17 protein-coding genes are annotated in these 21,826 nt (G+C 46.2%); 6 read left to right on the plus strand and 11 right to left on the minus strand.

Translation table 11 applies throughout. The features are described from left to right. Positions 1–50: 50 nt before the first annotated feature. Together tilS and mdh are read left to right on the plus strand one after the other, a co-directional pair. Complete coding sequence (gene tilS / locus K0O23_RS04950) at positions 51–1,391, plus strand: tRNA lysidine(34) synthetase TilS (RefSeq protein WP_219876289.1); 1,341 nt, start codon at positions 51–53, stop codon at positions 1,389–1,391. A 164-nt stretch (positions 1,392–1,555) separates the two neighbouring features. Continuing rightward, positions 1,556–2,497: a malate dehydrogenase gene (mdh, locus tag K0O23_RS04955; RefSeq protein WP_219876290.1), complete on the plus strand. Its 942-nt coding sequence runs from the start codon at positions 1,556–1,558 to the stop codon at positions 2,495–2,497. A 412-nt stretch (positions 2,498–2,909) separates the two neighbouring features. On the opposite strand, the gene K0O23_RS04960 is transcribed toward mdh, so the two are convergent. The 3 genes from K0O23_RS04960 to mutL form a co-directional block, all read right to left on the minus strand. Continuing rightward, complete coding sequence (locus K0O23_RS04960) at positions 2,910–3,818, minus strand: rhomboid family protein (RefSeq protein WP_219876291.1); 909 nt, start codon at positions 3,816–3,818, stop codon at positions 2,910–2,912. 6 nt (positions 3,819–3,824) lie between these two features. Next, the gene (locus K0O23_RS04965) at positions 3,825–4,604 is read right to left on the minus strand and encodes a rhomboid family intramembrane serine protease (RefSeq protein ID WP_219876292.1); all 780 of its coding nucleotides are present in this window, start codon (positions 4,602–4,604) and stop codon (positions 3,825–3,827) included. Positions 4,605–4,739: 135 nt separating this feature from the next. Then, positions 4,740–6,599: a DNA mismatch repair endonuclease MutL gene (gene mutL / locus K0O23_RS04970; protein WP_219876293.1), complete on the minus strand. Its 1,860-nt coding sequence runs from the start codon at positions 6,597–6,599 to the stop codon at positions 4,740–4,742. Positions 6,600–7,070: 471 nt separating this feature from the next. Here mutL and K0O23_RS04975 point away from each other — a divergent pair, with 471 nt between their 5' ends. From K0O23_RS04975 to serA, 3 genes are all read left to right on the plus strand, one after another. Continuing rightward, positions 7,071–9,974: a glycoside hydrolase family 3 N-terminal domain-containing protein gene (locus K0O23_RS04975; RefSeq protein ID WP_219876294.1), complete on the plus strand. Its 2,904-nt coding sequence runs from the start codon at positions 7,071–7,073 to the stop codon at positions 9,972–9,974. Positions 9,975–10,047: 73 nt separating this feature from the next. Beyond that, a complete protein-coding gene (gene bshA, locus K0O23_RS04980; protein WP_219876295.1) occupies positions 10,048–11,184 on the plus strand; it encodes an N-acetyl-alpha-D-glucosaminyl L-malate synthase BshA in 1,137 nt (378 codons plus the stop codon). Positions 11,185–11,302: 118 nt separating this feature from the next. Beyond that, positions 11,303–13,195: a phosphoglycerate dehydrogenase gene (serA, locus tag K0O23_RS04985; RefSeq protein ID WP_219876296.1), complete on the plus strand. Its 1,893-nt coding sequence runs from the start codon at positions 11,303–11,305 to the stop codon at positions 13,193–13,195. Positions 13,196–13,262: 67 nt separating this feature from the next. Here the strand turns inward: serA and K0O23_RS04990 are convergent, their stop codons facing one another. Next, positions 13,263–13,796, minus strand: a complete 534-nt coding sequence (locus K0O23_RS04990; protein WP_219876297.1) for a DUF7935 family protein — start codon at positions 13,794–13,796, stop codon at positions 13,263–13,265. A 159-nt stretch (positions 13,797–13,955) separates the two neighbouring features. Here K0O23_RS04990 and K0O23_RS04995 point away from each other — a divergent pair, with 159 nt between their 5' ends. Next, positions 13,956–14,303, plus strand: a complete 348-nt coding sequence (locus K0O23_RS04995) for a HesB/IscA family protein (RefSeq protein ID WP_219876298.1) — start codon at positions 13,956–13,958, stop codon at positions 14,301–14,303. Positions 14,304–14,396: 93 nt separating this feature from the next. Here the strand turns inward: K0O23_RS04995 and K0O23_RS05000 are convergent, their stop codons facing one another. The 7 genes from K0O23_RS05000 to obgE all read right to left on the minus strand — a co-directional run bounded on the left by K0O23_RS05000 (position 14,397) and on the right by obgE (position 21,809). Next, a complete protein-coding gene (locus K0O23_RS05000) occupies positions 14,397–15,245 on the minus strand; it encodes a hypothetical protein (RefSeq protein WP_219876299.1) in 849 nt (282 codons plus the stop codon). A 119-nt stretch (positions 15,246–15,364) separates the two neighbouring features. Beyond that, the gene (locus K0O23_RS05005) at positions 15,365–16,249 is read right to left on the minus strand and encodes a ChaN family lipoprotein (RefSeq protein ID WP_219876300.1); all 885 of its coding nucleotides are present in this window, start codon (positions 16,247–16,249) and stop codon (positions 15,365–15,367) included. A gap of 78 nt (positions 16,250–16,327) precedes the next feature. Continuing rightward, on the minus strand, positions 16,328–17,674 hold the full coding sequence (locus K0O23_RS05010; RefSeq protein ID WP_219876301.1) for an ABC transporter permease: 1,347 nt from the start codon (positions 17,672–17,674) through the stop codon (positions 16,328–16,330). Continuing rightward, the gene (locus K0O23_RS05015) at positions 17,667–18,578 is read right to left on the minus strand and encodes an ABC transporter ATP-binding protein (protein ID WP_219876302.1); all 912 of its coding nucleotides are present in this window, start codon (positions 18,576–18,578) and stop codon (positions 17,667–17,669) included. The genes K0O23_RS05010 and K0O23_RS05015 overlap by 8 nt, the downstream gene beginning before the upstream one ends. Positions 18,579–18,778: 200 nt before the next feature. Next, the gene (gene dnaJ, locus K0O23_RS05020) at positions 18,779–19,924 is read right to left on the minus strand and encodes a molecular chaperone DnaJ (RefSeq protein WP_219876303.1); all 1,146 of its coding nucleotides are present in this window, start codon (positions 19,922–19,924) and stop codon (positions 18,779–18,781) included. A 3-nt stretch (positions 19,925–19,927) separates the two neighbouring features. After that, positions 19,928–20,497 (minus strand): nucleotide exchange factor GrpE, encoded by a 570-nt coding sequence (locus K0O23_RS05025; RefSeq protein WP_219876304.1) that lies wholly within the window; start codon positions 20,495–20,497, stop codon positions 19,928–19,930. A 319-nt stretch (positions 20,498–20,816) separates the two neighbouring features. Then, complete coding sequence (obgE, locus tag K0O23_RS05030; RefSeq protein ID WP_219876305.1) at positions 20,817–21,809, minus strand: GTPase ObgE; 993 nt, start codon at positions 21,807–21,809, stop codon at positions 20,817–20,819. Between the last annotated feature and the right edge of the window lie 17 nt (positions 21,810–21,826).

The raw sequence follows: 21,826 nt of genomic DNA on the forward strand, positions 1-21,826 counted from the left end.
TCGTCTAATTTATACTTCAAAATTATAAAAAATTTACCAGCCGCTGCTTTATGCTACAGAAAGTTTCAGGTTTTATACAAGCGCAAAATCTTTGCCAGCCCGACAGTAAAATTTTAGCGGCCGTTAGCGGTGGCATCGATTCGGTGGTACTCTGCGAAGTGCTGCACCAGCTAAAGTATGAATTTGCCGTTGCCCACTGCAATTTCGGACTACGCGCCGAGGACGCAGAAGCCGACCAACTCTTCGCCAAAAAGCTTGCCAAGCAGTATGATGTGCCGTTTTTTACCGAAAACTTTAACACCCGCGCCTTTGCCGAGCAGGAAAAGCTTTCGATACAGATGGCTGCCCGCACGCTACGCTACGAGTGGTTTGAACAAGTGCGCCAGCAGGAGGGCTACGATTATATCGCCACGGCCCACCACAGCAACGACCTGACTGAAACCATATTGCTGCACCTTACCAAAGGCACCGGTATAGCAGGCCTGCACGGCATCCCGGCTAAAAACGACAATATCATCCGCCCAATGCTTACAGTTACTAAAGATGATATTTATGACCTGGTTACAAGTCGTAAACTTATCTGGCGCGAAGACTCCTCTAACGAAACCACCAAGTACCAGCGTAACAAAATAAGGCACGAGGTAATTCCGGTTTTAAAGGAGATAAACCCGAGCCTGGAAGAAACCATGCAGCAAACCGCTGAGCGCGTAAGCCATGCCGAACGTATAGTAGCCGCGTACATTGATGATCTGCGTGCACAAAGTATAAAAGAAGCCGAAAATGCATGGTATATATCGCTGGTGCCGCTGCAAAATGCCACAGGCCTGCCGGTGGTACTGCATGAACTGCTTCGTCCGTTTAGTTTTAGCTACACTGTAGTTTTGGAGTTAGTTGATGCATTGGATGGTATCTCGGGTAAGCAATTCGACTCACCGACCCATACGTTGGTAAAAGACCGCGACCAGCTGGTGATTACACCCCGCAACCTTAGCAGCTTCGGAAGTATACTTATTAACCAGGGTGACACAGAAGCAGAGGCAGGCAACCTGGTATTTAAGATAAAGTATGCAGAGGCTGACAAGTATAAACTGAACACCAAACCGCATGTGGCCGCCCTGGATGCAGACCAGCTTAAATTCCCGCTAAAGCTGCGCAGCTGGCAGGAAGGCGACTGGTTTGTACCACTTGGTATGAATGGCAAGAAAAAAGTAAGCGATTTTTTAATCGATAAGAAGGTACCAGCCAACCTTAAACCCCAAACATTGGTATTAGTATCCGACCAGTCGATTGCCTGGATCGTGAACCAGCGCCTGGATAACCGCTTTAAGGTAACTGATAAGACGGAACGGGTGGTGGAAATAAGCGTGCAGGCGAAGCCTTCGGCTTCTTGACAAAAGACTGTTTGACAAAAGACAAAGGACTAAATGGTGTATGAGAAATCTTTTGTCCTTTGTCACATAGTCTTTTGTCCGAAAACCAACGGTTTTAATAATAGATTTTCCTAATTTTACGGGAGTTAACCGAATTCTCAAACTAACATAAAGTATATCCGATAATGAAAGTAACTGTAGTTGGAGCTGGTAACGTAGGTGCAACATGTGCCGATGTGCTTGCTTACCGCGAAATCGCGAACGAAGTAGTTTTAGTGGATATTAAAGAAGGTTTTGCTGAGGGCAAAGCGCTTGATATCTGGCAGAAAGCCCCTATCAACCTATACGACACACGCACTGTAGGTGTGACCAACGATTACAGCAAAACTGCTGGTTCTGATGTAGTGGTAATCACTTCTGGTTTGCCACGTAAGCCAGGCATGACCCGCGACGACCTTATTTCTACTAACGCGGGCATCGTAACATCAGTAACTGAGAACATTGTTAAGCACTCTCCTGATGCGATCATCATCGTAGTTTCTAACCCACTTGACGTGATGACATACGCTGCACACATTACTTCTAAGCTGCCACGCACAAGAGTAATGGGTATGGCTGGTATCCTGGATACGGCCCGTTACAGAGCATTCTTGGCTGAGGCCCTGAACGTATCTCCAAAAGACATCCAGGCTGTACTGATGGGTGGCCACGGCGATACTATGGTTCCGCTTCCGCGCTACACTACAGTTGGCGGTATCCCGGTAACAGAACTTATCGACGAAGAAACATTGAACGCTATTGTTGACCGCACCAAGAACGGTGGTGGCGAACTAGTGAAACTGATGGGTACTTCTGCTTGGTATGCACCGGGTTCAGCAGCTGCCCAGATGGTAGAAGCTATCGTTCGTGACCAGCGTCGTGTATTCCCGGTTTGCGTGAAGCTGGAAGGCGAGTACGGCATCGACGGCGTATACCTGGGCGTACCAGTTATACTTGGCAAGAACGGTATCGAAAGAATTATTGAGCTTGACCTGAACGAAGATGAGAAGCAACTGCTTGAGACATCTCGCGGACACGTAAAAGAAGTAATGGAAGCACTTGACAACATCAACGCTGCCAAAGCTTAATTTACAAAGTATACTTATTGATTTAAGAGCGGCGCTTCGGAAACGGAGCGCCGTTTTTTATTGATCGGAGATTAAGGGGATTAGATTGATTATAGAGATTATCTGCAGCCCCGGGCCCAACCACCCCTGCCCCTCCTTATCCAAGGAGGGGAGCCTGCTACTACGGCTTCTTCTGCCATCACAATAGTAACTATAATGTATCCTGTAGGGACAGTTCGCGACCTGTCCGCGCGATGGCCGCAACAATGAAACCCATACTTTTACTAGAGTAATGTCAGAGATCCCTGCCTTGGATAAGGAGCGGCAGGAGTGGTTGGATACTTATGCAAAAACCAAAAGCCAGCTCTGATTAGAACTAGCTTTTGGTTCTTCCCAGACACTTGCAGGAGCTGCGCACACTGCGAGGTCTTCCCTACTCCTTCTGGCTAGCCTGAAACAGCTTTTGCTTCTCCTCTTTAGACAAACTTTCATACCCGGAGCTGGATATCTTATCAAGGATAAGGTCTATTTCTTTCTGGCTTGGTTTGCCTACAGGCTGGGTAGCGGTAGTAGTGCTGCGGCCATTGGAGAAAGGGTTGCTGGTGCGGTGCGTTACTTTAAGTTTTGGTCTGCTCTTAAATAAGCTTGCAAAAAAATCTGTTATCGCAAGTATAGGGCGTCCCATATCATTGCCGCGTTGTAACTGCTTTATAAAGATCCAGCCAATTAGTGCTCCCCCTAAGTGGGCAATGTTACCACCTGCGTTATCTCCAACTGCTCCCGAGATAGAAAGCAATACCAATACCGCAGCAATATACTTTATGCGTATCGGCCCGATCAGAATAAGGTTGAAAGTATAGTTAGGCAGCAGCGAGGCTGCAGCCACCACAATAGCCAGCACACTCGCAGAGGCCCCAATCATGAACGAGAAAGCAGCCCTGTCGGCAAAGTATGGAATTAAGTTGTAGCTAAGCATGTACAGCGCACCGCCTGCAATACCACCTAACAAGTATAAACTCAGCAGCTTGCGCTCTCCCAGGTATTCTCTAATCAACTGCCCAAACCAGTACAAGTTAAGCATATTGAAGATGATGTGCAGAAACCCCTCATGTGTGAAAAAATAGGTGATCAGCGTCCAGGGGCGGGTAATAAAAATAAATGGATCGGAGTTGAGCGCAATAAAGCGCATCAGCATATTATAAACACCTGATCCGCCTGTCAGTATCAGAATAGTACGCGTAACGATCAGCACCACAAACACGATCACATTAATCAGGATGAGCTGCTTAAGTGTGTTGTTCGGCTGCTTAAAAGAGTGTTTTATATCTTCTAGAATGCTCATTATTCGTTAGTAGTTGTCCTGGTAATCGCTGCGTTGCCACATCTTTACGAGTATATACGCGAACAGCATACCGCCAAGGTGTGCAAAGTGTGCTACGTTATCGCCGGGCATGCGGTTAAACCCGGCATATAACTCGTAGGCACCATAGAGTAACACAAAGTATTTCGCTTTAATAGGTACTGGGAAGAAGAGCAGCATTAGCTCCAGGTTCGGGAATAGTAAACCAAAAGCCATCAGAATACCAAACACGGCTCCTGATGCACCTAACATAGGTGTATTCTCCAAAACATTGTATACTTCTCTTACAGCGCTCTTGCTTTCCTCGATATACGTCTGGTTATCCGGATTGCGTCTGTACTCTACAACAAACTGGCGCTGGTATCTTCCTTCAAAGTGATTTTCCAGGTAATTGTAGAACGCCATTGGCGATGGGCTTTCTATGTATTTGGCGGCATCTTCGCGTACCTCGCTAAGCTCATAAGCCCGTACGCCAGAGTAAAGCAAGCTGGCGCCTAAACCTGTAATCAGATAAAAGGCCAGAAAGCGCTGGGGTCCCCAGAAACGCTCCAGCATTGGCCCAAAAATAAACAAGCTGAACATGTTGCTGAACACGTGTGCCCAGCCGCCATGCAAAAACATGTGCGTAAACAGCTGTACGGGCTGGAAGTATTCTGAACTAAAGTGGTACAAGGCAAACTGCCCCGTAGAGAACAGCCTGTCCTGAAGTATAAAGATGACCACGTTGATGATCAGGAGGTTCCTGACCATAGGGGTGATATTGAACATGCGATTTTTTGTTTTGGAAGTATAGCTCCTGAACTTTCAGCGCTCAAAGCTTATACTTTAGATCAATAGTAGTGTTGTAAATTCAGGCAAATATCCGGAAACAACAATTAAACAATCAACAATCTAGCAATTAAACTAACCTTTCAAGAAGAGCTCGTGCAGCTGGTTTAGCTCCATAATAACCAACGTTTTCTGTCCGCCTGGCGTATAGTTTGGCACCTGGCAGGCAAAAAGTTTATCTACGAGCGAATTCATTTCCAGATCCGACATACGTGCCAGTGAGCGCGATGCCAGTCGCCTGGCCATGGCACGGGCCAGATTTTCACTTCTATCAAGCTTTAACGTAGCCGAATTGTTTTTGTACTGCTCAACCAGCTCTTCCAACAACTCTTTTTCGTTTGCTGCGTGCACATCGGCAGGTATGCCGTTAAGTATAATGGTGTTGCCTCCAAAATCCTCAAACTGGAAACCCATAGCCTTAAACTCAGCAGCAAGCTCTTTTACAAGTATGGCATCTGCCGGCGATAATTCTATGGTCTGTGGAAACAGCAATGCCTGCGAAGCACCTGTCTTTTTCTGAAGCGAGTTACTATACTTTTCGTAGAGTATACGTTCCTGTGCTGCTTGCTGGTCCACAATCATCATCCCTGACTTTACCTGCACCAGCAAATACTTCTGATGTATCTGTATGGCTTTGTTTGATGCTCCTGCTCCTATCGATTCTGCTGCAAAGGCGTCATCCAGCAAGCCCATTCCTGACGAGGCGGAGCTCATACGTTCTTCCTGTGCCGGCTGCTCACGCATAGGCTCATACAATTGCTCCCAACCTTTGGAAGTGGCCCTTCTGGCCGATGCAGGCGGGGTAAAACCCGGAAAAGCGGTACTGCCTCCCCCTCCAGATGCTGGTCTGCTTTCGGTATCAAACTCATTAAAGCCGCCCTGCACACGAATAGGTTGCAAAGGCGCAAAGTTTACGTCACCGTCAAAATCCAATGATGGCGCAATATTATAAGTACCCAGTGCTTTTTTTACCGCTGCATGTACAATGGCATAAACCGTTTTTTCGTCTTCGAACTTGATCTCCGTTTTAGTAGGGTGCACATTGATGTCGATCTTTTCAGGCTCCAACTCTATAAACAGCACATAAAACGGGTGGCTGTCTTTAGGCAAAAGTCCTTCAAAGGCAGTCATCACAGCATGGTTCAGGTAACCGCTTTTTACAAAACGGTTGTTCACGAAAAAGAATTGCTCGCCACGGCTTTTCTTGGCATGCTCGGGTTTACCAATGTAGCCCCGCACGCTCAAAAACGAAGTATCCTCCTCGCAGTAAGCCATTTGTTCTTTGTAGTTGCTGCCCAGTATGCCAACAATGCGCTGGCTAAGTTTGGTTGCCGGCAGGTTAAACACCTCCACATCGTTGTGGTATAGGCTAAAGGCCACCTCCGGGTAAGCCAATGCCACTCTTTGAAATTCATCGAGCACATGGCGCATTTCTACCGCATTCGTTTTCAAGAAATTACGGCGGGCAGGCACATTATAAAAAAGATTCTTAACAGCAATAGACGTACCCTCCGGGGTGGCAACAGGCTCTTGCAGCACAATGGCTGACCCCTCTATCAGCAGCCTTGTACCCGTTTCAGAGCCTTTACTTTTTGTCTTCATCTCTACCTGGGCCACAGCAGCAATAGAGGCCATAGCTTCTCCCCTGAAACCCATCGTCCGGATCTTGAAAAGGTCTTCTGTCGTGCTGATCTTGGAAGTGGCATGACGTTCGAAACACATGCGGGCATCAGTTTCAGACATTCCTGTGCCATTGTCTACTATCTGGATAAGCTGCTTACCGGCCTCCTTCACAATCAGCTGTATACTTGAGGCCTTGGCATCGATGGCATTTTCGAGCAGTTCTTTTACAACCGAAGCCGGGCGTTGCACCACTTCGCCGGCGGCAATCTGGTTGGCAAGGAAATCAGGCAATAAATGTATGATATCTGGCATCCGGTAGTTAATATACTCTTTTACTATATTTTTTTACTAAAATTCAGCTATTTACAGCAACCCGGCTAAGTTTTTGCTTTTATTTAAATGTAAAAACAGAACTTATTCAGTATTAAAATTATTACTAATTTACAGACTGATTCATTTCAGGTGTTCTGAATTTGCTAAATAGGTACGATGATTGATTAATTCCTAAAAAAAGAAATTAATTCTTGTATCGGTGAAGGGGCTGGTGGCGTTAGCATAAATAGGCAGCTACTCTTGGTGCCACGAAAGCTTCAGGCTGGCATTTTGGCAATCCTCTCTTCCCGATCAGCATTTTGCCTGCGGCAATGCATCTGATTAGTAGCCTGTTTTTTCTGAACCGTCTATGCAAAATTAGGCTTAATTTTTACTTGTTCCAATTAATAAATAGTACTGCGGATGTTGAAGAGTTTTAGCTTAGGGTTATTGATTTTAGTTTTTCTCGGAATGGGACCACTGATGTCTTTAAAGTCGTCAGACAACATTGTTGTGAATTCCAAAGAGCAAAGCTGGGTTGATAGCGTTATGATTTCTCTTACTCCCGAACAACGCATTGGGCAGCTGTTTATGGTGGCCGCCTACTCAAACAAAACCGAAAAGCATTTTCGCGAAATAGACACTCTTGTAAGCCGCTATGGTATTGGTGGTGTTATGTTTATGCAAGGCGGACCTATGCGCCAGGCAAAGCTTACTAACCGTTACCAGCGCCAGGCCAAAGTACCCATGCTGGTAGCCATGGATGCCGAGTGGGGCCTGGGCATGCGCCTGGACAGTACCATACAGTTTGCCCGCCAGATGACGCTGGGCGCCATGAACGACGAAAAGTACGTTTACCTGATGGGCCGAGAGATAGCACTTAAGATGAAGCGCCTGGGTGTTAACGTAAGCTTCTCGCCTGTGCTGGATGTAAACGTAAACTCAAAAAACCCTGTAATCGGAAACCGATCTTTCGGAGAGTCTAAAGAAGAAGTTAGCCGCCGCGGCATAGCCTACATCAGAGGCTTGCAGGACCATGGTGTAGTAGCCGTTGCCAAACACTTCCCCGGCCACGGCGACACCGACACCGATTCTCATCATGCCCTGCCTATTGTACCGCACGACATAAAGCGCCTGACTGAAGTAGAGCTCTATCCTTTTCATAAGTCTTTTGAGGCCGGTGTAATGGGTGTTATGGTAGCGCACCTGTACATGCCTAAAATAGACAGCACCCGCAACCTGGCTACTACCTTATCAAAACCGCTTGTAACAGGCCTGCTTCAGGAAAAAATGAAGTATAGAGGCCTGGTGTTTACTGATGCCCTGAACATGAAAGGCGTAAGCAGATATTACAAGCCTGGCGAGGTAGACCTGAAAGCCCTAATGGCCGGCAACGATGTGCTTTTGTTTCCTGAGGACGTGCCAATGGCCATTAAAAAGATTAAGGGCGCCATTGCAACCGGCCAGCTAACACAGGCCGAAGTAGACCATCACGTGCGTAAAATATTGCATACCAAGTACTGGGCCGGCTTAAATAACCCAAAACCTGTTTCGCTGGATAACCTTTCAGAAGAAATGGAGAGACCCATAAGCTCTGTAGTACAGGAACAACTTTATAACCATGCGGTTACGCTGGTACAGAACAAGGACAACCTGTTGCCCCTCCGCACGCTGGATACGCTGCGCATCGCTTCAGTGGCTGTGGGCGTAACGGAGATAAATAAATTCCAGGAAACACTGGGTTATTATGCTCCTGTAAACAAGTATGCTATATCCGATCGTTTTGCCCCGGATTCTGCTTTTGCCAGGTTAATACCAAAGTTAAAGGATAACAATGTGGTGGTAGTAAGTATCCATAACATGAACTCTACCCCTGCCAAAGATTATGGCATCGGCCTGGGCACCAGAGCCTTTATCCAATACTTGCAGGAGCGCACCGATAAAAAAGTGATTGTAGCTGTAATGGGCAATGCCTACAGTTTAAAGCACTTCGAGAAAACCAACTGGCTGCTGTGCGGCTACGAAGACCACCCGGTTGCCCAGTCGCTGGTGCCACAGGTACTTTTTGGAGCAAGACCAGCAAGCGGCAAATTGCCTGTAACAGCATCTGCTAAATTTAAAGCTGGCACTGGCGTCACCACAGTACCACTGGGCCGCCTGAAGTATGGCGTTCCGGAAAGTGTTGGCATGGACTCTAAGGTGCTGGACCAGATCGATAATGTTGCCCGTGAAGCTATTGCTTATGCAGCTACCCCTGGTGCGCAGGTACTAGTAGTAAAAGATGGCACCGTGATCTTCAATAAATCGTACGGGCATTATACTTATGATAAAACCAGGCCGGTTACAAACAGCACAGTTTACGATGTGGCCTCTATCACCAAAGTTGCCGCTACGCTGCAGGCAATCATGTTCCTGAAAGATCAGGGCAAGATCAACCTCGATGCAAAAGTAGCTACTTACCTACCTGAACTGAAAGGCACTAACAAGCAGAACATTGTGTTGCGCGATGTGCTGGCACACCAGGCAGGTTTACAGGCAGGCTTGCCGGCATGGCAGAACACGCTTAAATCAGTAGAAACCAAGAAGATGTTCTACGCTAGCCGCCAAAATGATATCTACCCGAATGAAGTAGTGCCAGGCTTTTACTCTATTAAAAGTATGGAAGATTCGTTGTGGACGTGGACGGTAAAATCGAAGATGCTGCCGCCACGCAAAGATGGCAAAGGCTACGACTACAAGTATAGCGACCTTGATTTCTATGTGCTGAAGCGACTGGCAGAACGTATGCTAAACCAGGCTTTAGATGAGTTCATGGACCAGAACTTCTACGCGCCGCTTGGTTTAAGTACTATGACGTATAAGCCATTACTAAAGCACCCGCAAGAGAAAATAGCACCGACTGAGGATGACAAATATTTCCGTCACAATCTACTTTGGGGTAGCGTACACGACCAGGGAGCGGCTATGCTGGGCGGTGTGGCAGGCCATGCCGGTTTGTTCTCCAATGCCAACGACCTGGCCATACTTTTGCAAATGAACCTGCAGAACGGTAGCTACGGTGGCCATAAGTATTTCAATACCGATGTGGTACCGGAGTTCTCTAAAAAGCAATTTAAGAACAGTCGCCGCGGCCTTGGCTGGGATAAGCCAGAGCCGGAAAGCGGAGGACCTACATCTAGCATGGCATCGCTTAGCACTTTTGGCCATACCGGTTTTACAGGTACAGGCGCCTGGGTAGACCCAGAGAATAACCTGATCTACATCTTCCTGTCTAACAGGGTATACCCTGACGGAGGAAACAACAAACTGGTTACTTATAATATTCGCACCCGTATACACGATGTGATATATAAAGCGATAATTCCTAAAACATAAAAGATATTATGTAGTTTAGCAGGTGCAGCCATTTAACTTGGCTGCACTTGTTATTTACACAGCACGCATAACTATGAGAATCGGAATAGTTTGTTACCCTACCTTTGGCGGTAGCGGTGTGGTAGCCACAGAACTGGGCAAAGAGCTTGCTTTAAAAGGCCATAAGGTTCATTTTATTACATACAGCCAGCCTGCCCGCCTCGATGTGTTTAACGAGAACCTGTTTTACCACGAAGTATACATTCCTACTTACCCGCTCTTCCAATATCCGCCTTACGAACTGGCACTAGCCAGCAAAATGGTAGATATTGTGCAGTTTGAGAAATTGGATGTACTGCACGTGCATTACGCCATACCTCATGCATCAGCCGCTTATATGGCCAAGCAGATTCTAAAAACAAAAGGTATTAGTATTCCTATAATTACAACACTGCATGGTACCGACATTACGCTGGTAGGCAAGGATGCCTCTTTTGAGCCAGTGGTAACGTTTAGTATAAACCAGTCGGATGGAGTAACTGCCGTATCTGACAGCCTGCGCACCGAAACGTACGAATACTTCCAGATAGAGAAAGACATAGCGGTTATTCCCAACTTTATTAACCTCGAAAAATTCCGGCGCCAGAAAAAAGAGCACTTCCGGATGGCCATTAGCCCGAACGATGAAAAGCTGCTGGTTCATACATCCAACTTCAGGTCGGTGAAGCGTGTAGAGGATGTAATACAGATATTTGCTCAAGTGCGCCAAAAGATGCCTAGTAAACTGTTGCTGGTAGGCGATGGCCCGGAGCGTCCTAAAATGGAAAAACTTTGCCGTGAGCTGCAAATCTGCAACGACGTTCGTTTCCTTGGTAAACTGGATGCTGTTGAGGAGGTTCTTTCGATTGCCGACCTGTTCCTGATGCCATCTGAAAAAGAAAGCTTTGGCTTGGCCGCCCTGGAGGCAATGGCCTGCGAAGTACCAGTCATATCCTCTAACGCAGGTGGTATACCAGAATTAAATATTAATGGCACAACCGGATTTACAAGCCCTGTTGGTGCCGTAGACGAGATGGTGCAAAACGCCCTGATCATACTGGACGATGCAAACCTGTCTCGCTTTAAAGCAAATGCCCTGGATAGAGCCAGAGATTTTGACATTGCCAAGATTGTGCCCCAATACGAGGAGTTTTATCAGAAAATAATAAACGAACAGCTGGCATTACTCTAATTATCAGCTTATTTGCTTAAAAAAAACCGGTTGCTGCGTAAGCAACCGGTTTTTTTATACTTATATTTAGCTATACCGCCATAATGGCTCGTATCATACTTTGCCTTACACCCGCACTATGAACAAAGACAAATACTTTATACTTGACTTCGACAGCACCTTTACCAAAGTAGAGGCCTTGGATGAGCTAGGAGAAATATCGCTGCGCAACGAGCCCAACAAAGAAGATATACTGCAGGAAATTAAGAACCTGACCAACAGCGCCATGAACGGGAGCAGTTCTTTTTCGGAAGGTTTGACCAAACGCCTGGACTTACTCAAGGCAAACCGTACTCATTTGCAGGAGCTCATCGCTATACTTCAGGAAAAAGTATCCGACTCCATTCATCGCAACAAGGCTTTTTTTGAGGAGTTTGCAGACCAGGTCTTAATTGTATCAAGTGGGTTTAAAGAGTTTATACTTCCAATTGTATCGCCATATGGTATAAAAGAGGAGAATGTGCACGCCAACACTTTTACCTTCGATAAGCAGGGTAATATTGTTGGGTATGATACAGATAATGTGTTGTGCCAGGACAAGGGAAAAATAAAGCTGCTGGATAAGCTTAACCTAAGCGGAGATGTATATGTACTGGGAGATGGCTACACCGACTACGAGATAAAAGAAGCAGGCCTTGCCAACCGCTTTTACGCCTTTACCGAAAACGTGGTGCGCGACAAAGTAGTAGAAAAAGCAGAGCACGTGGCCCCCACTATGGATGAGTTTCTGTATCAGAACAAGCTCCCCATGACAATCTCGTATCCCAAAAACCGCATTAAAGTACTGCTACTCGAGAATGTACACCCTAATGCTTTAGAGCTTTTCGGGAAAGAGGGTTACCAGATAGAAACTGTACATGGCGCTTTAAGCGAGGATGAGCTTTGCGAGCAGATCAGGAATGTATCTATACTTGGGATCAGGTCTAAAACACAGGTAACGGCCAAAGTACTGGAGCATGCCAACCGCCTGATGACCATCGGAGCCTTTTGCATCGGTACTAACCAGATAGACCTGGACGCTTGCCTTAAAGCCGGTATAACTGTTTTTAATGCCCCATTCAGCAATACCCGAAGTGTAGTAGAGCTGGCACTTGGCGAGATCATTATGCTCTCGCGCAGGATCTTTGATAAAAGTATAAAAATGCACCAGGGCACCTGGGATAAGTCTGCTACAGGAAGTATAGAAGTGCGGGATAAAAAACTGGGCATAGTGGGTTATGGTAATATTGGTTCACAGCTGTCGGTGCTGGCCGAGGCAGTAGGAATGCAGGTATACTATTACGATGTGGTGGAGAAACTACAACTGGGCAATGCCCGCAAATGCGAATCGCTGCAGGAACTGCTACAATTAGCCGACTTTGTGACGCTGCACGTTGATGGCAGCAAGAGCAACACGAATATATTTGGAAAGGCAGAATTCGACGCCATGAAACCCGGTGCCATTTTCCTGAACCTGAGCCGGGGCCATGTGGTGGAGATTCCGGCGCTGGTAGGGGCTTTAAAATCGGGTAAACTTGGTGGTGCTGCCGTTGATGTTTTTCCTTACGAGCCCGCCACGAACAACGAGGAGTTTATAAATGAACTGCGTGATTTACCTAATGTTATACTTACACCGCACATTGGGGGCAGCACTACCGAGGCCCAGGAAAACATTGCCCGCTTCGTACCGAACCGCATTATTCAATACATTAACACCGGTAACACTTACCAAAGCGTTAACTTCCCGAACATACAATTGCCGGAGCTCAAAAACGCGCATCGCCTTATACATATACACACTAACGTACCAGGTGTGCTTGCCAACATCAACAATGCCTTAGCCAGAAATGAGGTAAATATACTTGGCCAATATCTTAAAACCAATGAGCAGATCGGCTACGTGATTACGGACATAGATAAAGTGTACGACAAGCAGGTTGTAAGCGACCTAAAGAAAGTGCCGCACACCATCAAGTTCAGAATTCTGTATTAGAGCTAACAAGAAAAAGGGCCGCAACTAAGTATAGCTGCGGCCCTTCTTTTATACTTTAAAGTATGCTTTAGAACACCTGCCCTATCTCCTGCTTTACAAAACTAATGGCACGTGCGGTAGGGTCGCTTTCAGCGGCAAGAATAGTTTCCAGAATTTTCTTAGCCAGATCAGTGCCTCGGGCATTTTCGGGCAGTTCGCGATATGTTTTGTTTATCAGGTTTACTACTTCTTCGCGAGCGTGTTTTACCTGCTGCCAGGCTTGCTCCGTCATGTACACCTGCTGCGACATGTTGTGGTTAAACTCATTACGGATCTCGGCTAAAAGCAAACGGTGATATTCAGCGGCTGTCTGACCGGCGGCGCCAACACGCAGCAGCATATTACTTGGCGTGATGCGCTCCAGCAACAGCACTACTCTTTCGTAAGCCTGCAATCTGATCGGCAAAACAGTATCAGAGTTCTTCTTCCGCAGGTCCAGTAATCGTAGCTTATAATCGCGCTCATAGTGTTTTTTTACAAGGTAATACATGGCTCCCGCCACGATCAGTGCAGGTAATGCTATTTTTAAAAGTTCTATAATTAAGATGGTTGCTTCTTCCATATCTGTTCCTAGTTAAGCTATAAATATCGCAAAAAATTAATCTAATACCCATGAATCATTTATACGCTTTACCTGTTTACTTATTAGAACAGTTTGCCACAAGCATATTTAAGAAGAAATGCTTAAGTTTGTGGCTACAAATAAAGAATAGCTTATACTATGGCAACAGAAACTAAAACTGCACCTATCACTCTGACGGAAAGAGCTTTAGCTGAGGTTAAAAATATAATGCAAGAAAAGAACGTACCAGCAGAATATGGTTTGCGCGTTGGTGTGCAAGGCGGCGGCTGCTCTGGCATGTCTTACCTGCTGGGCTTTGACAAGGCAAAAGATTCTGACGAGATCTTCAAACTGGAAGGCGTTGACCTGATCATGGATAAGAAGCATGCCATGTATGTGCTTGGCATGGAGGTTGATTTCCAGGATGGTTTGAACGCACGTGGTTTTGTCTTTAACAACCCTCAGGCTTCAAGTACCTGTGGTTGTGGCAGCTCGTTCTCAGCATAACAGAAACCTTCTTTCTCTTTAGAATAGGCAAAGCCCGGCTATATAGTCGGGTTTTGCTGTTTTTTTAAGATTAGCAAATGTGTTAACTTATCCTCATAGAAATGTGTATTCATATCGAAGTACCCCCTTCAGCTCATATTCTCTGCCGTCTGGTGTGGTAGCTTCATATACGTCTACAGAATATAATCTGCCTTTACTTCCCGGCTGCTTATCATCACCATAATGGTAAACCCATTTCTGAAACTCCCTATCTGTGTACGTGGAGAACTCACGCTCTGAAATTCTCCCCTTGGCATCATAGGTGTAGTAGGATACATGACGGACGTATAGATAACCCCCTCCCATTTTTTCACTGGTTTCTCTGGATAGATTGCCAAGCTCATCGTATTCCCGCTTAATTGTGTTACCTACGCCGTTGAAATAAACGGAGTTTTCCTCAACCACCCTTCCAGCTCCGTTATAGGTGTAAGTGTAGGTAAGATAAGGCTCAGTTAAATCAGCGACATAGTGCAGCATACGGGAGGGATGATTGGCCCCATCATATTCGTATTTATAAGTGCCGCTGTACTCCGAGTTGACATACTCCTTCATCTCAACCAGACGGTTATTGCTGTAAGAGTAGGTATATTTGGTAAAGGAGTTGTCAAACATTTTCTGAACTGTTCGCTCCTTCAGCACCTCGTTCTCATAGGTGTTAACCTCAGTAACCTTACAGAAACATGGCTCTTCCACGCGCTTGTCCCCGCGATACTCCTTTTTACTGATTAGCCCCTCAGGAGTGTAACTTTCGCTGCTCCACTTGACTCTTTGTCCATTTAGGTAATGCATGTAAGCCGTAACGGACTGTACATACTTCTCCTGAGAAGGAGCAGGAGTACCAGATTCTTTGCTACAGCCAGTGAGTATTATTAATAAGCTGAGGAGTAAGTATAGCTTATTCATAGCAGATAGATGTGATAAATATAGTACTATACTTGTTTAATAAAATACAAATAATTATAAAAATTACGCATAATTACTCATTTAAGTTATGTACCATAGTTTTCGGCAACAGCTTCATCTCAGTACGTTCTCGTCATACTTGCCGGTACTACAAGTATAAAATCAGCTTTGTTTTTATGCTCATCCAATAGCTTTTCCAGATCTTCCTGCAACACTGTGGTAATGGTGAGCATTTTTAACTGCGGTTTGCTTTGCTTCAGGTACCAGCCAATGCCTTCAAAATTATCAGAGTGATATGCTCCGTTGAAGTGCAGTACCTTTTTACCAGCATTAACCTGACCAAGTATAAAATGCGCCATGGTGGCATCTTTTAATGCTTGTGCCTGTACAATGTTCTGGCTTTTGGTATTGCCGTGGGTGCTGTTTCCGAACATGGCCAGCATGTTTTTATACCCGTGCAACTCCATATCTACTTTTACCGGAAGTGGGGCAATATACTTTTTAGCTTCTAATGACATGTTATCCAACGCGGTTAAGCTACCAGCAGAAACTGCAGCAGCATAGCGGCGGGGCACGTTGGTGGCAATAAAGGGCAGCTTGTTATCTTTTGCATAGCGCACCAACGGCTTATAATCGGTTTTGTAGTTGGTCCAGATACGCGACTCCTGTTCAAAATTGCTTTCAGGCACCTGCCCTGATAGATACTCGTTTAGTACCAGCTGTACATCAGATTCAAACATTTCAGCACCTAAGGCAAAGTTCTGCCCGTGTCTTTTATGCAGGTCTTTTGCCACTTCCAGCTGTAACCAGTGTGCAATCGGGTCGTTGTGCTGCTCTCCAAACAGCACCACATCCGCTTCCTTCAACTCATCCAGCATTTTACTATACTTTATACTTTTGCCGCTTTTGGTAAACAGCTGATAAGCCGGCTTGTCTTTTTGCGCAAATGCTGTTAGCGTTGTCATCATCAAAAACAGGATTAGTGCAGGTTTTATCTTTTTCATCAGGGTGTGGTTTATACTTCAAGATACAAAAAAGCCGGTACTGTAGAGCACCGGCTTTCTATACTTTTATACTTGTGGCTATACTCTATAAAACAGCCATTTCGATAGTTCTTTGTAATTTATCTTTTTACCGTACATCAGAATACCTACACGGTAAATGCGCGACGCAATCCAGGTGGTAAATATAAAGCCCAGTACCAGCAGCGCCATTGATAGCAGTAACTCCCAGGCAGGCACCCCAAAAGGCACACGCACCATCATCACAATCGGAGAGGTTAACGGGATAATCGACATCCAGAATGCTACTGGCCCATCAGGGTTCTTCAACACCAACGTATAAGACATGATAAAGGAGATGATCAGTGGGATTGTGATCGGGAACATGAATTGCTGGGTGTCCGTCTCGTTATCCACGGCGGCACCTATGGCACCGAACAAGGAGCCGTATAGCAGGTATCCTCCTAAAAAGTAAAACAGGAAGCAACCAAGTATAAGCGCAATAGGAAGGTTCGAGAATGCCGTCATACCTTCACTCACCATTTTGGCGGCTTTATTATCCTCCTGTGCCTGTGCCTCAGCGTCTAACTCTTCGCCATAAGCCGCATCACGGCCACTGGCCATTTGCTCTATCGGTGTTGGTGGCGGCTTTACCCCAAATGCCGACTGTACACCTCCTACAACTATCAGCGAGAGCACGATCCAGAGCAGGAACTGCGTTAAGCCCACAGCAGCAATGCCAACTACTTTGCCCATCATCAGCTGAAACGGTTTAACCGAAGAGATCATCACCTCAATAATACGGTTTGTCTTTTCCTCAATTACACCACGCATGATTTGCACACCATACAAAAAGATGAAAAAGTATATAATAACCGCACCGGCCACTCCTGCAATAGAGGTAACAACGGCATTATTATCTTTTTCGCCTTCATCGCTGATGCTTACAGCTGTAAGCGAAATATTGGCTTTCATCTTTTCCAGGGTGCTGCGGTCCATACCCGAGGCTACAAAACGTTGGTTCTCTATCTCTTTCTCCAGCGCATTCTCTAACCGCACCTGTGTTTGCAGGCTGGTGTTCTTTTTAGAGTAAATTACTACACCCTCAGGTTTATTGATGTCAAACTCCTTTGGGATATAGAGCAGAGCAGTGTTATCGGTTTCGCGGTATACAGTTTTAGCCTGATCCAAAGAACCCGCCAGTGGCAGGTATTTCAGGTCTTTTTTGTCTTCCAGCTTATCGGCAAACAAACCGCTTTGGTCTAATACCATTACGGTTTCGGCACTATCGGATATCGTTACCAGCCACGCAGGAATTACCATAAAGGCAGCCAGCAACAGCGGGGTAAGCAGCGTCATGATAATGAAGCTTTTCTTACGCACACGGGTCAGGTACTCACGCTGTATTATTAGCCAGATTTTATGCATGATGGGTTTCGGTTACTTTTCGGATGAAGATATCATTTATACTTGGCACCAGTTCTACAAAGGAGTGTACCTCTACGCGCTTGATGAGGTAGGCCAGCAGGTCGTTAGGTTTTGTTTCGTTCAGCAACTTAACGTTTGCCCTGAAAACACCGTGGGTGTCGTGTTGCTCCAGCACTTCAAAATCAGGAGAAGTGATCATAAGCTGACCGTTGCCTATTATCTGAAACGTATCGGTTTTGTAGGCATCCTTTATTTCTTTTACGGGGCCATCCAGCACTTTGTGCGCACGGTTTATCAAAGCAATGTAATCGCAAAGTTCCTCTACAGATTCCATGCGGTGCGTCGAGAAAATGATGGTGGCGCCACGGTCACGCAGTCTCAGAATCTCATCCTTAATCAAGTTGGCATTGATGGGGTCGAAGCCGGAGAAAGGTTCATCAAGTATAATTAAAGACGGCTCGTGCATCACAGTGGCGATAAACTGTACTTTCTGTTGCATTCCTTTCGAGAGGTCCTCAATGTTCTTTCCTAGCCACTCTCTTATCTCAAATCTATCCACCCACTCTTTAATTCTAGTCTTGGCTTCGTCTTTGCTTAAACCTTTAAGTTGCGCCAAGTATAGCAGCTGCTCTCCTACCTTCATCTTTTTATAAAGACCACGCTCTTCGGGCAGGTAACCAATATCCTTTATGTGGCTTGGTTTTAACCGTTCGCCTTTAAAGTATACTTCGCCGCTGTCGGCTCCGGTTATTTGGGTAATAATTCGGATAAGGGAGGTTTTACCGGCACCGTTTGGCCCCAGCAAACCAAAAATACAGCCTTTTGGAATCTCGAAGCTCACATTATCGAGGGCGGTATGGTTACTGTAGCGTTTAGTTACGCCGTCTATTTTAAGGATGCTCAACGTCGGATTGTTTTTGATGTACTCAAATATAGCTTTATGCTATGTATAGGACAAGTTTATCTTAAGTATAGCCAATGGATTATCGACTAAGCTGCATATACGCCGGACAAAGAAGAAAGTATAGAAGATGAATAAGTATAAAACAAAAGGGCCGCCTTTCACGTGGAAAAGCGGCCCTGATGCGTTCTTATCAGCCTCTGTTACTGAAAGTAGTCTTTTACTTTCTCGAAGAAGCCTTTTTCGTTTTTACCCGGATGCGGCGCAAAGTTTCTGGAATCGCGCAGGCCTTCAAGCGCAGCGCGCTCTTCACTGTTCAACGACTTCGGCGTCCATACATTTATGTGTATCAGTTGGTCTCCTGTGCCATAGCCATTTATGTCTTTTACACCTTTGCCACGAAGCCTGAAAATCTCTCCGCTCTGCGTGCCTGGTTTAATACTGATCTTAACTTTACCGGTAATGGTTGGTACTTCGATCTCGGCACCTAGGGCAGCATCTACAAAACTGATGTACTGATCGAAGATTACGTTGTTCCCGTCGCGCTTCAATGTTGGATGCGGCTCCTCCTCTATCTGGATAAGCAGGTCGCCTGGTATACCGCCACGCTCCGGCACGTTGCCTTTGCCGTTCATAGACAGCTGCATGCCATCCATTACGCCAGCCGGTACGTTAATGCTGATCACTTCTTCCTGAAGCTCTCTGCCGCTGCCATGGCATACTTCGCAGTTGTGCGTTACGATGCGGCCTTCGCCGTTACAGGTTGGGCATGTTGCCGTAGAAACCATCTGGCCCAACATAGTATTTACTACCTTTCGCACCTGGCCTGAACCCTGGCACTGACCGCAGGTTTGCATATCAGTACCGTTTTTGGCACCGTTGCCGCCACAGGTGCCGCAGGCTACATAACGTTTAACCTTTATCTTTTTCTCAACACCGTTGGCTACCTCTTCCAGGTTAAGTTTAAGCTTGATGCGCAGGTTAGATCCTTTACGGGCACGGCGTCCGCCGCCAGAACGGCCGCCTCCAAAGAAGCTTTCGAACGGGCTGCCGCCACCGCCAAAAATATCGCCGAACTGAGAGAAAATATCTTCCATGTTCATGCCACCACCGCCAAAGCCACCGTTCATGCCCTGGTGGCCGAACTGGTCGTAACGCTGGCGTTTTTGCTGATCACTCAGTACTTCGTAGGCCTCTGCAGCCTCCTTAAACTTTTCCTCAGCAGTATGGTCGTCTGGGTTTTTATCCGGATGATATTTGATGGCCAGTTTACGGTAAGCCTTCTTAATCTCCTCCTGGCTTGCACTCTTGCTTACACCTAAAACCTCGTAATAATCTCTCTTAGCCATTGCTTACGCTCCAATTATAACTTTTGCGAAACGGATTACCTTATCATTCAAAGTATAACCCTTCTCTATAACATCTACTATTTTGCCTTTAAGCTCTTCTGACGGGGCAGGAATCTGCGTAACTGCCTCGTGCATGTCTGGATCAAAATCGTCACCTGCCTGTAGCATCATCGGCTTCAAGCCTTTTTGCTGCGTTACATGCTTTAGTTTATGGAACACCAGCTCCAAACCTTGCAGCATAGCATCTACATCTTTGGTAGACTCCATAGACTGGCGGGCACGCTCCATGTCGTCCAGTACAGGCAACAACTCTACCATTACATCCTGCGAGGCTGTTTTTAGCAGTTCCTGGCGCTCTTTCGCCGTTCTGCGTCTGAAATTCTCAAACTCAGCCATCAGGCGCACAAATTTATCTTTCATTTCAGCCAGCTCAATGGCTGTATTATCTTCCTGCGTAGTCTCAGCAGTTTCATCCTGGGTCTGCTCCTCCTCCTGTTCGTTTGCTTCCGCATTGACAGGCTGATCCTGCAGTTCCTCGTTCTCCTGTGCTTTCTTAGTGTCTTTCTCTGACATAATGCCTTAAAAGTTTAGGTTGTTAAGTCCGTTTTGTCTTTTCAATTAACTTGCCAAACCGCTGTTTGTGCCAAGATGGCATTGTTTAATTGTGAATGAGTGGTTGAGTGAATGTGTGAATAATGATTCACTTAAGCTATTCTTCGTAGTTATGGCTTAACCTCCCTTCCACCAAGATCTCCCGAAACCAGTTCGGGATGTGCCACTTACAGGATGACAAGAGGGGAAAAGTCAATCACTAATTCTCTCATTTAAAAAAAATCGGTAGCAAGCTTTTCAGCCCCTACCGATCTGTGATATTAAGTAATCCGGGCTTTGCTTAGCTGTTAAGCGCGTTCCAGATCAAATCTTTCAATTGAGTAATATTTTTACCGGTTATACTTGAGATAAATACTGTTGGCAAGCCTTCTGGCAGCGTTTTTCGCATTTCTTCTTCCAGTTCCTCGTCCAGCATGTCGGATTTGGTAATAGCAAGTATGCGTTTTTTATCCAGCAACTCCGGATTGTATGTCTCTAGCTCGTTTAGCAGTATTTTATACTCTTCCGCAATATCGGCGCTATCACAGGAAACCATAAACAGCAGCATGGAGTTCCGTTCGATGTGCCGCAGAAAGCGCAGTCCAAGACCTCTGCCTTCAGATGCTCCTTCTATGATACCTGGAATATCGGCCATCACAAAGGACCTGTAATCGCGGTAGGCTACTACCCCCAGGTTAGGCTCTAGAGTAGTAAAAGCGTAATTGGCAATTTTAGGCTTAGCTGCCGATACAACTGACAATAACGTAGATTTACCCGCATTCGGGAAACCCACAAGACCAACATCGGCTAACAGTTTTAGCTCCAGAATTACCCACTCTTCTATACCTGGTTCGCCTGGCTGGGCATAACGCGGTGTCTGGTTAGTAGCAGATTTATAGTGTGCATTTCCCTGACCGCCGCGACCACCTGGGGTAAGTATAATTTCCTGGCCATCTTCTGTGATCTCGCACATCAGTTCGCCGGTTTCAGCGTTTCTGGCAATGGTACCTAGTGGTACCTCCAGCACTTCGTCGTGGCCCTGCGCACCCGATGAGTGGCTTGGTCCTCCGTTCTGGCCGTTTTCCGCAATAATGTGCTTGCGATACTGCAGGTGCAGCAGTGTCCAGAGCTGTGAGTTTCCACGAAGTATGACATGCCCGCCACGGCCCCCGTCGCCCCCATCGGGGCCACCTTTTGCCGTTTGCTTGTCACGGTGGAGGTGGGCTGAGCCGCCACCGCCGTGTCCAGATCGTGAGCAGATCTTAACGTAATCTATAAAGTTGCTTTGAGCCAAATTGGGTAAGCGTAAGT

Source organism: Pontibacter aydingkolensis, assembly GCF_019443125.1.
Taxonomy (GTDB): Bacteria; Bacteroidota; Bacteroidia; order Cytophagales; family Hymenobacteraceae; genus Pontibacter; species Pontibacter aydingkolensis.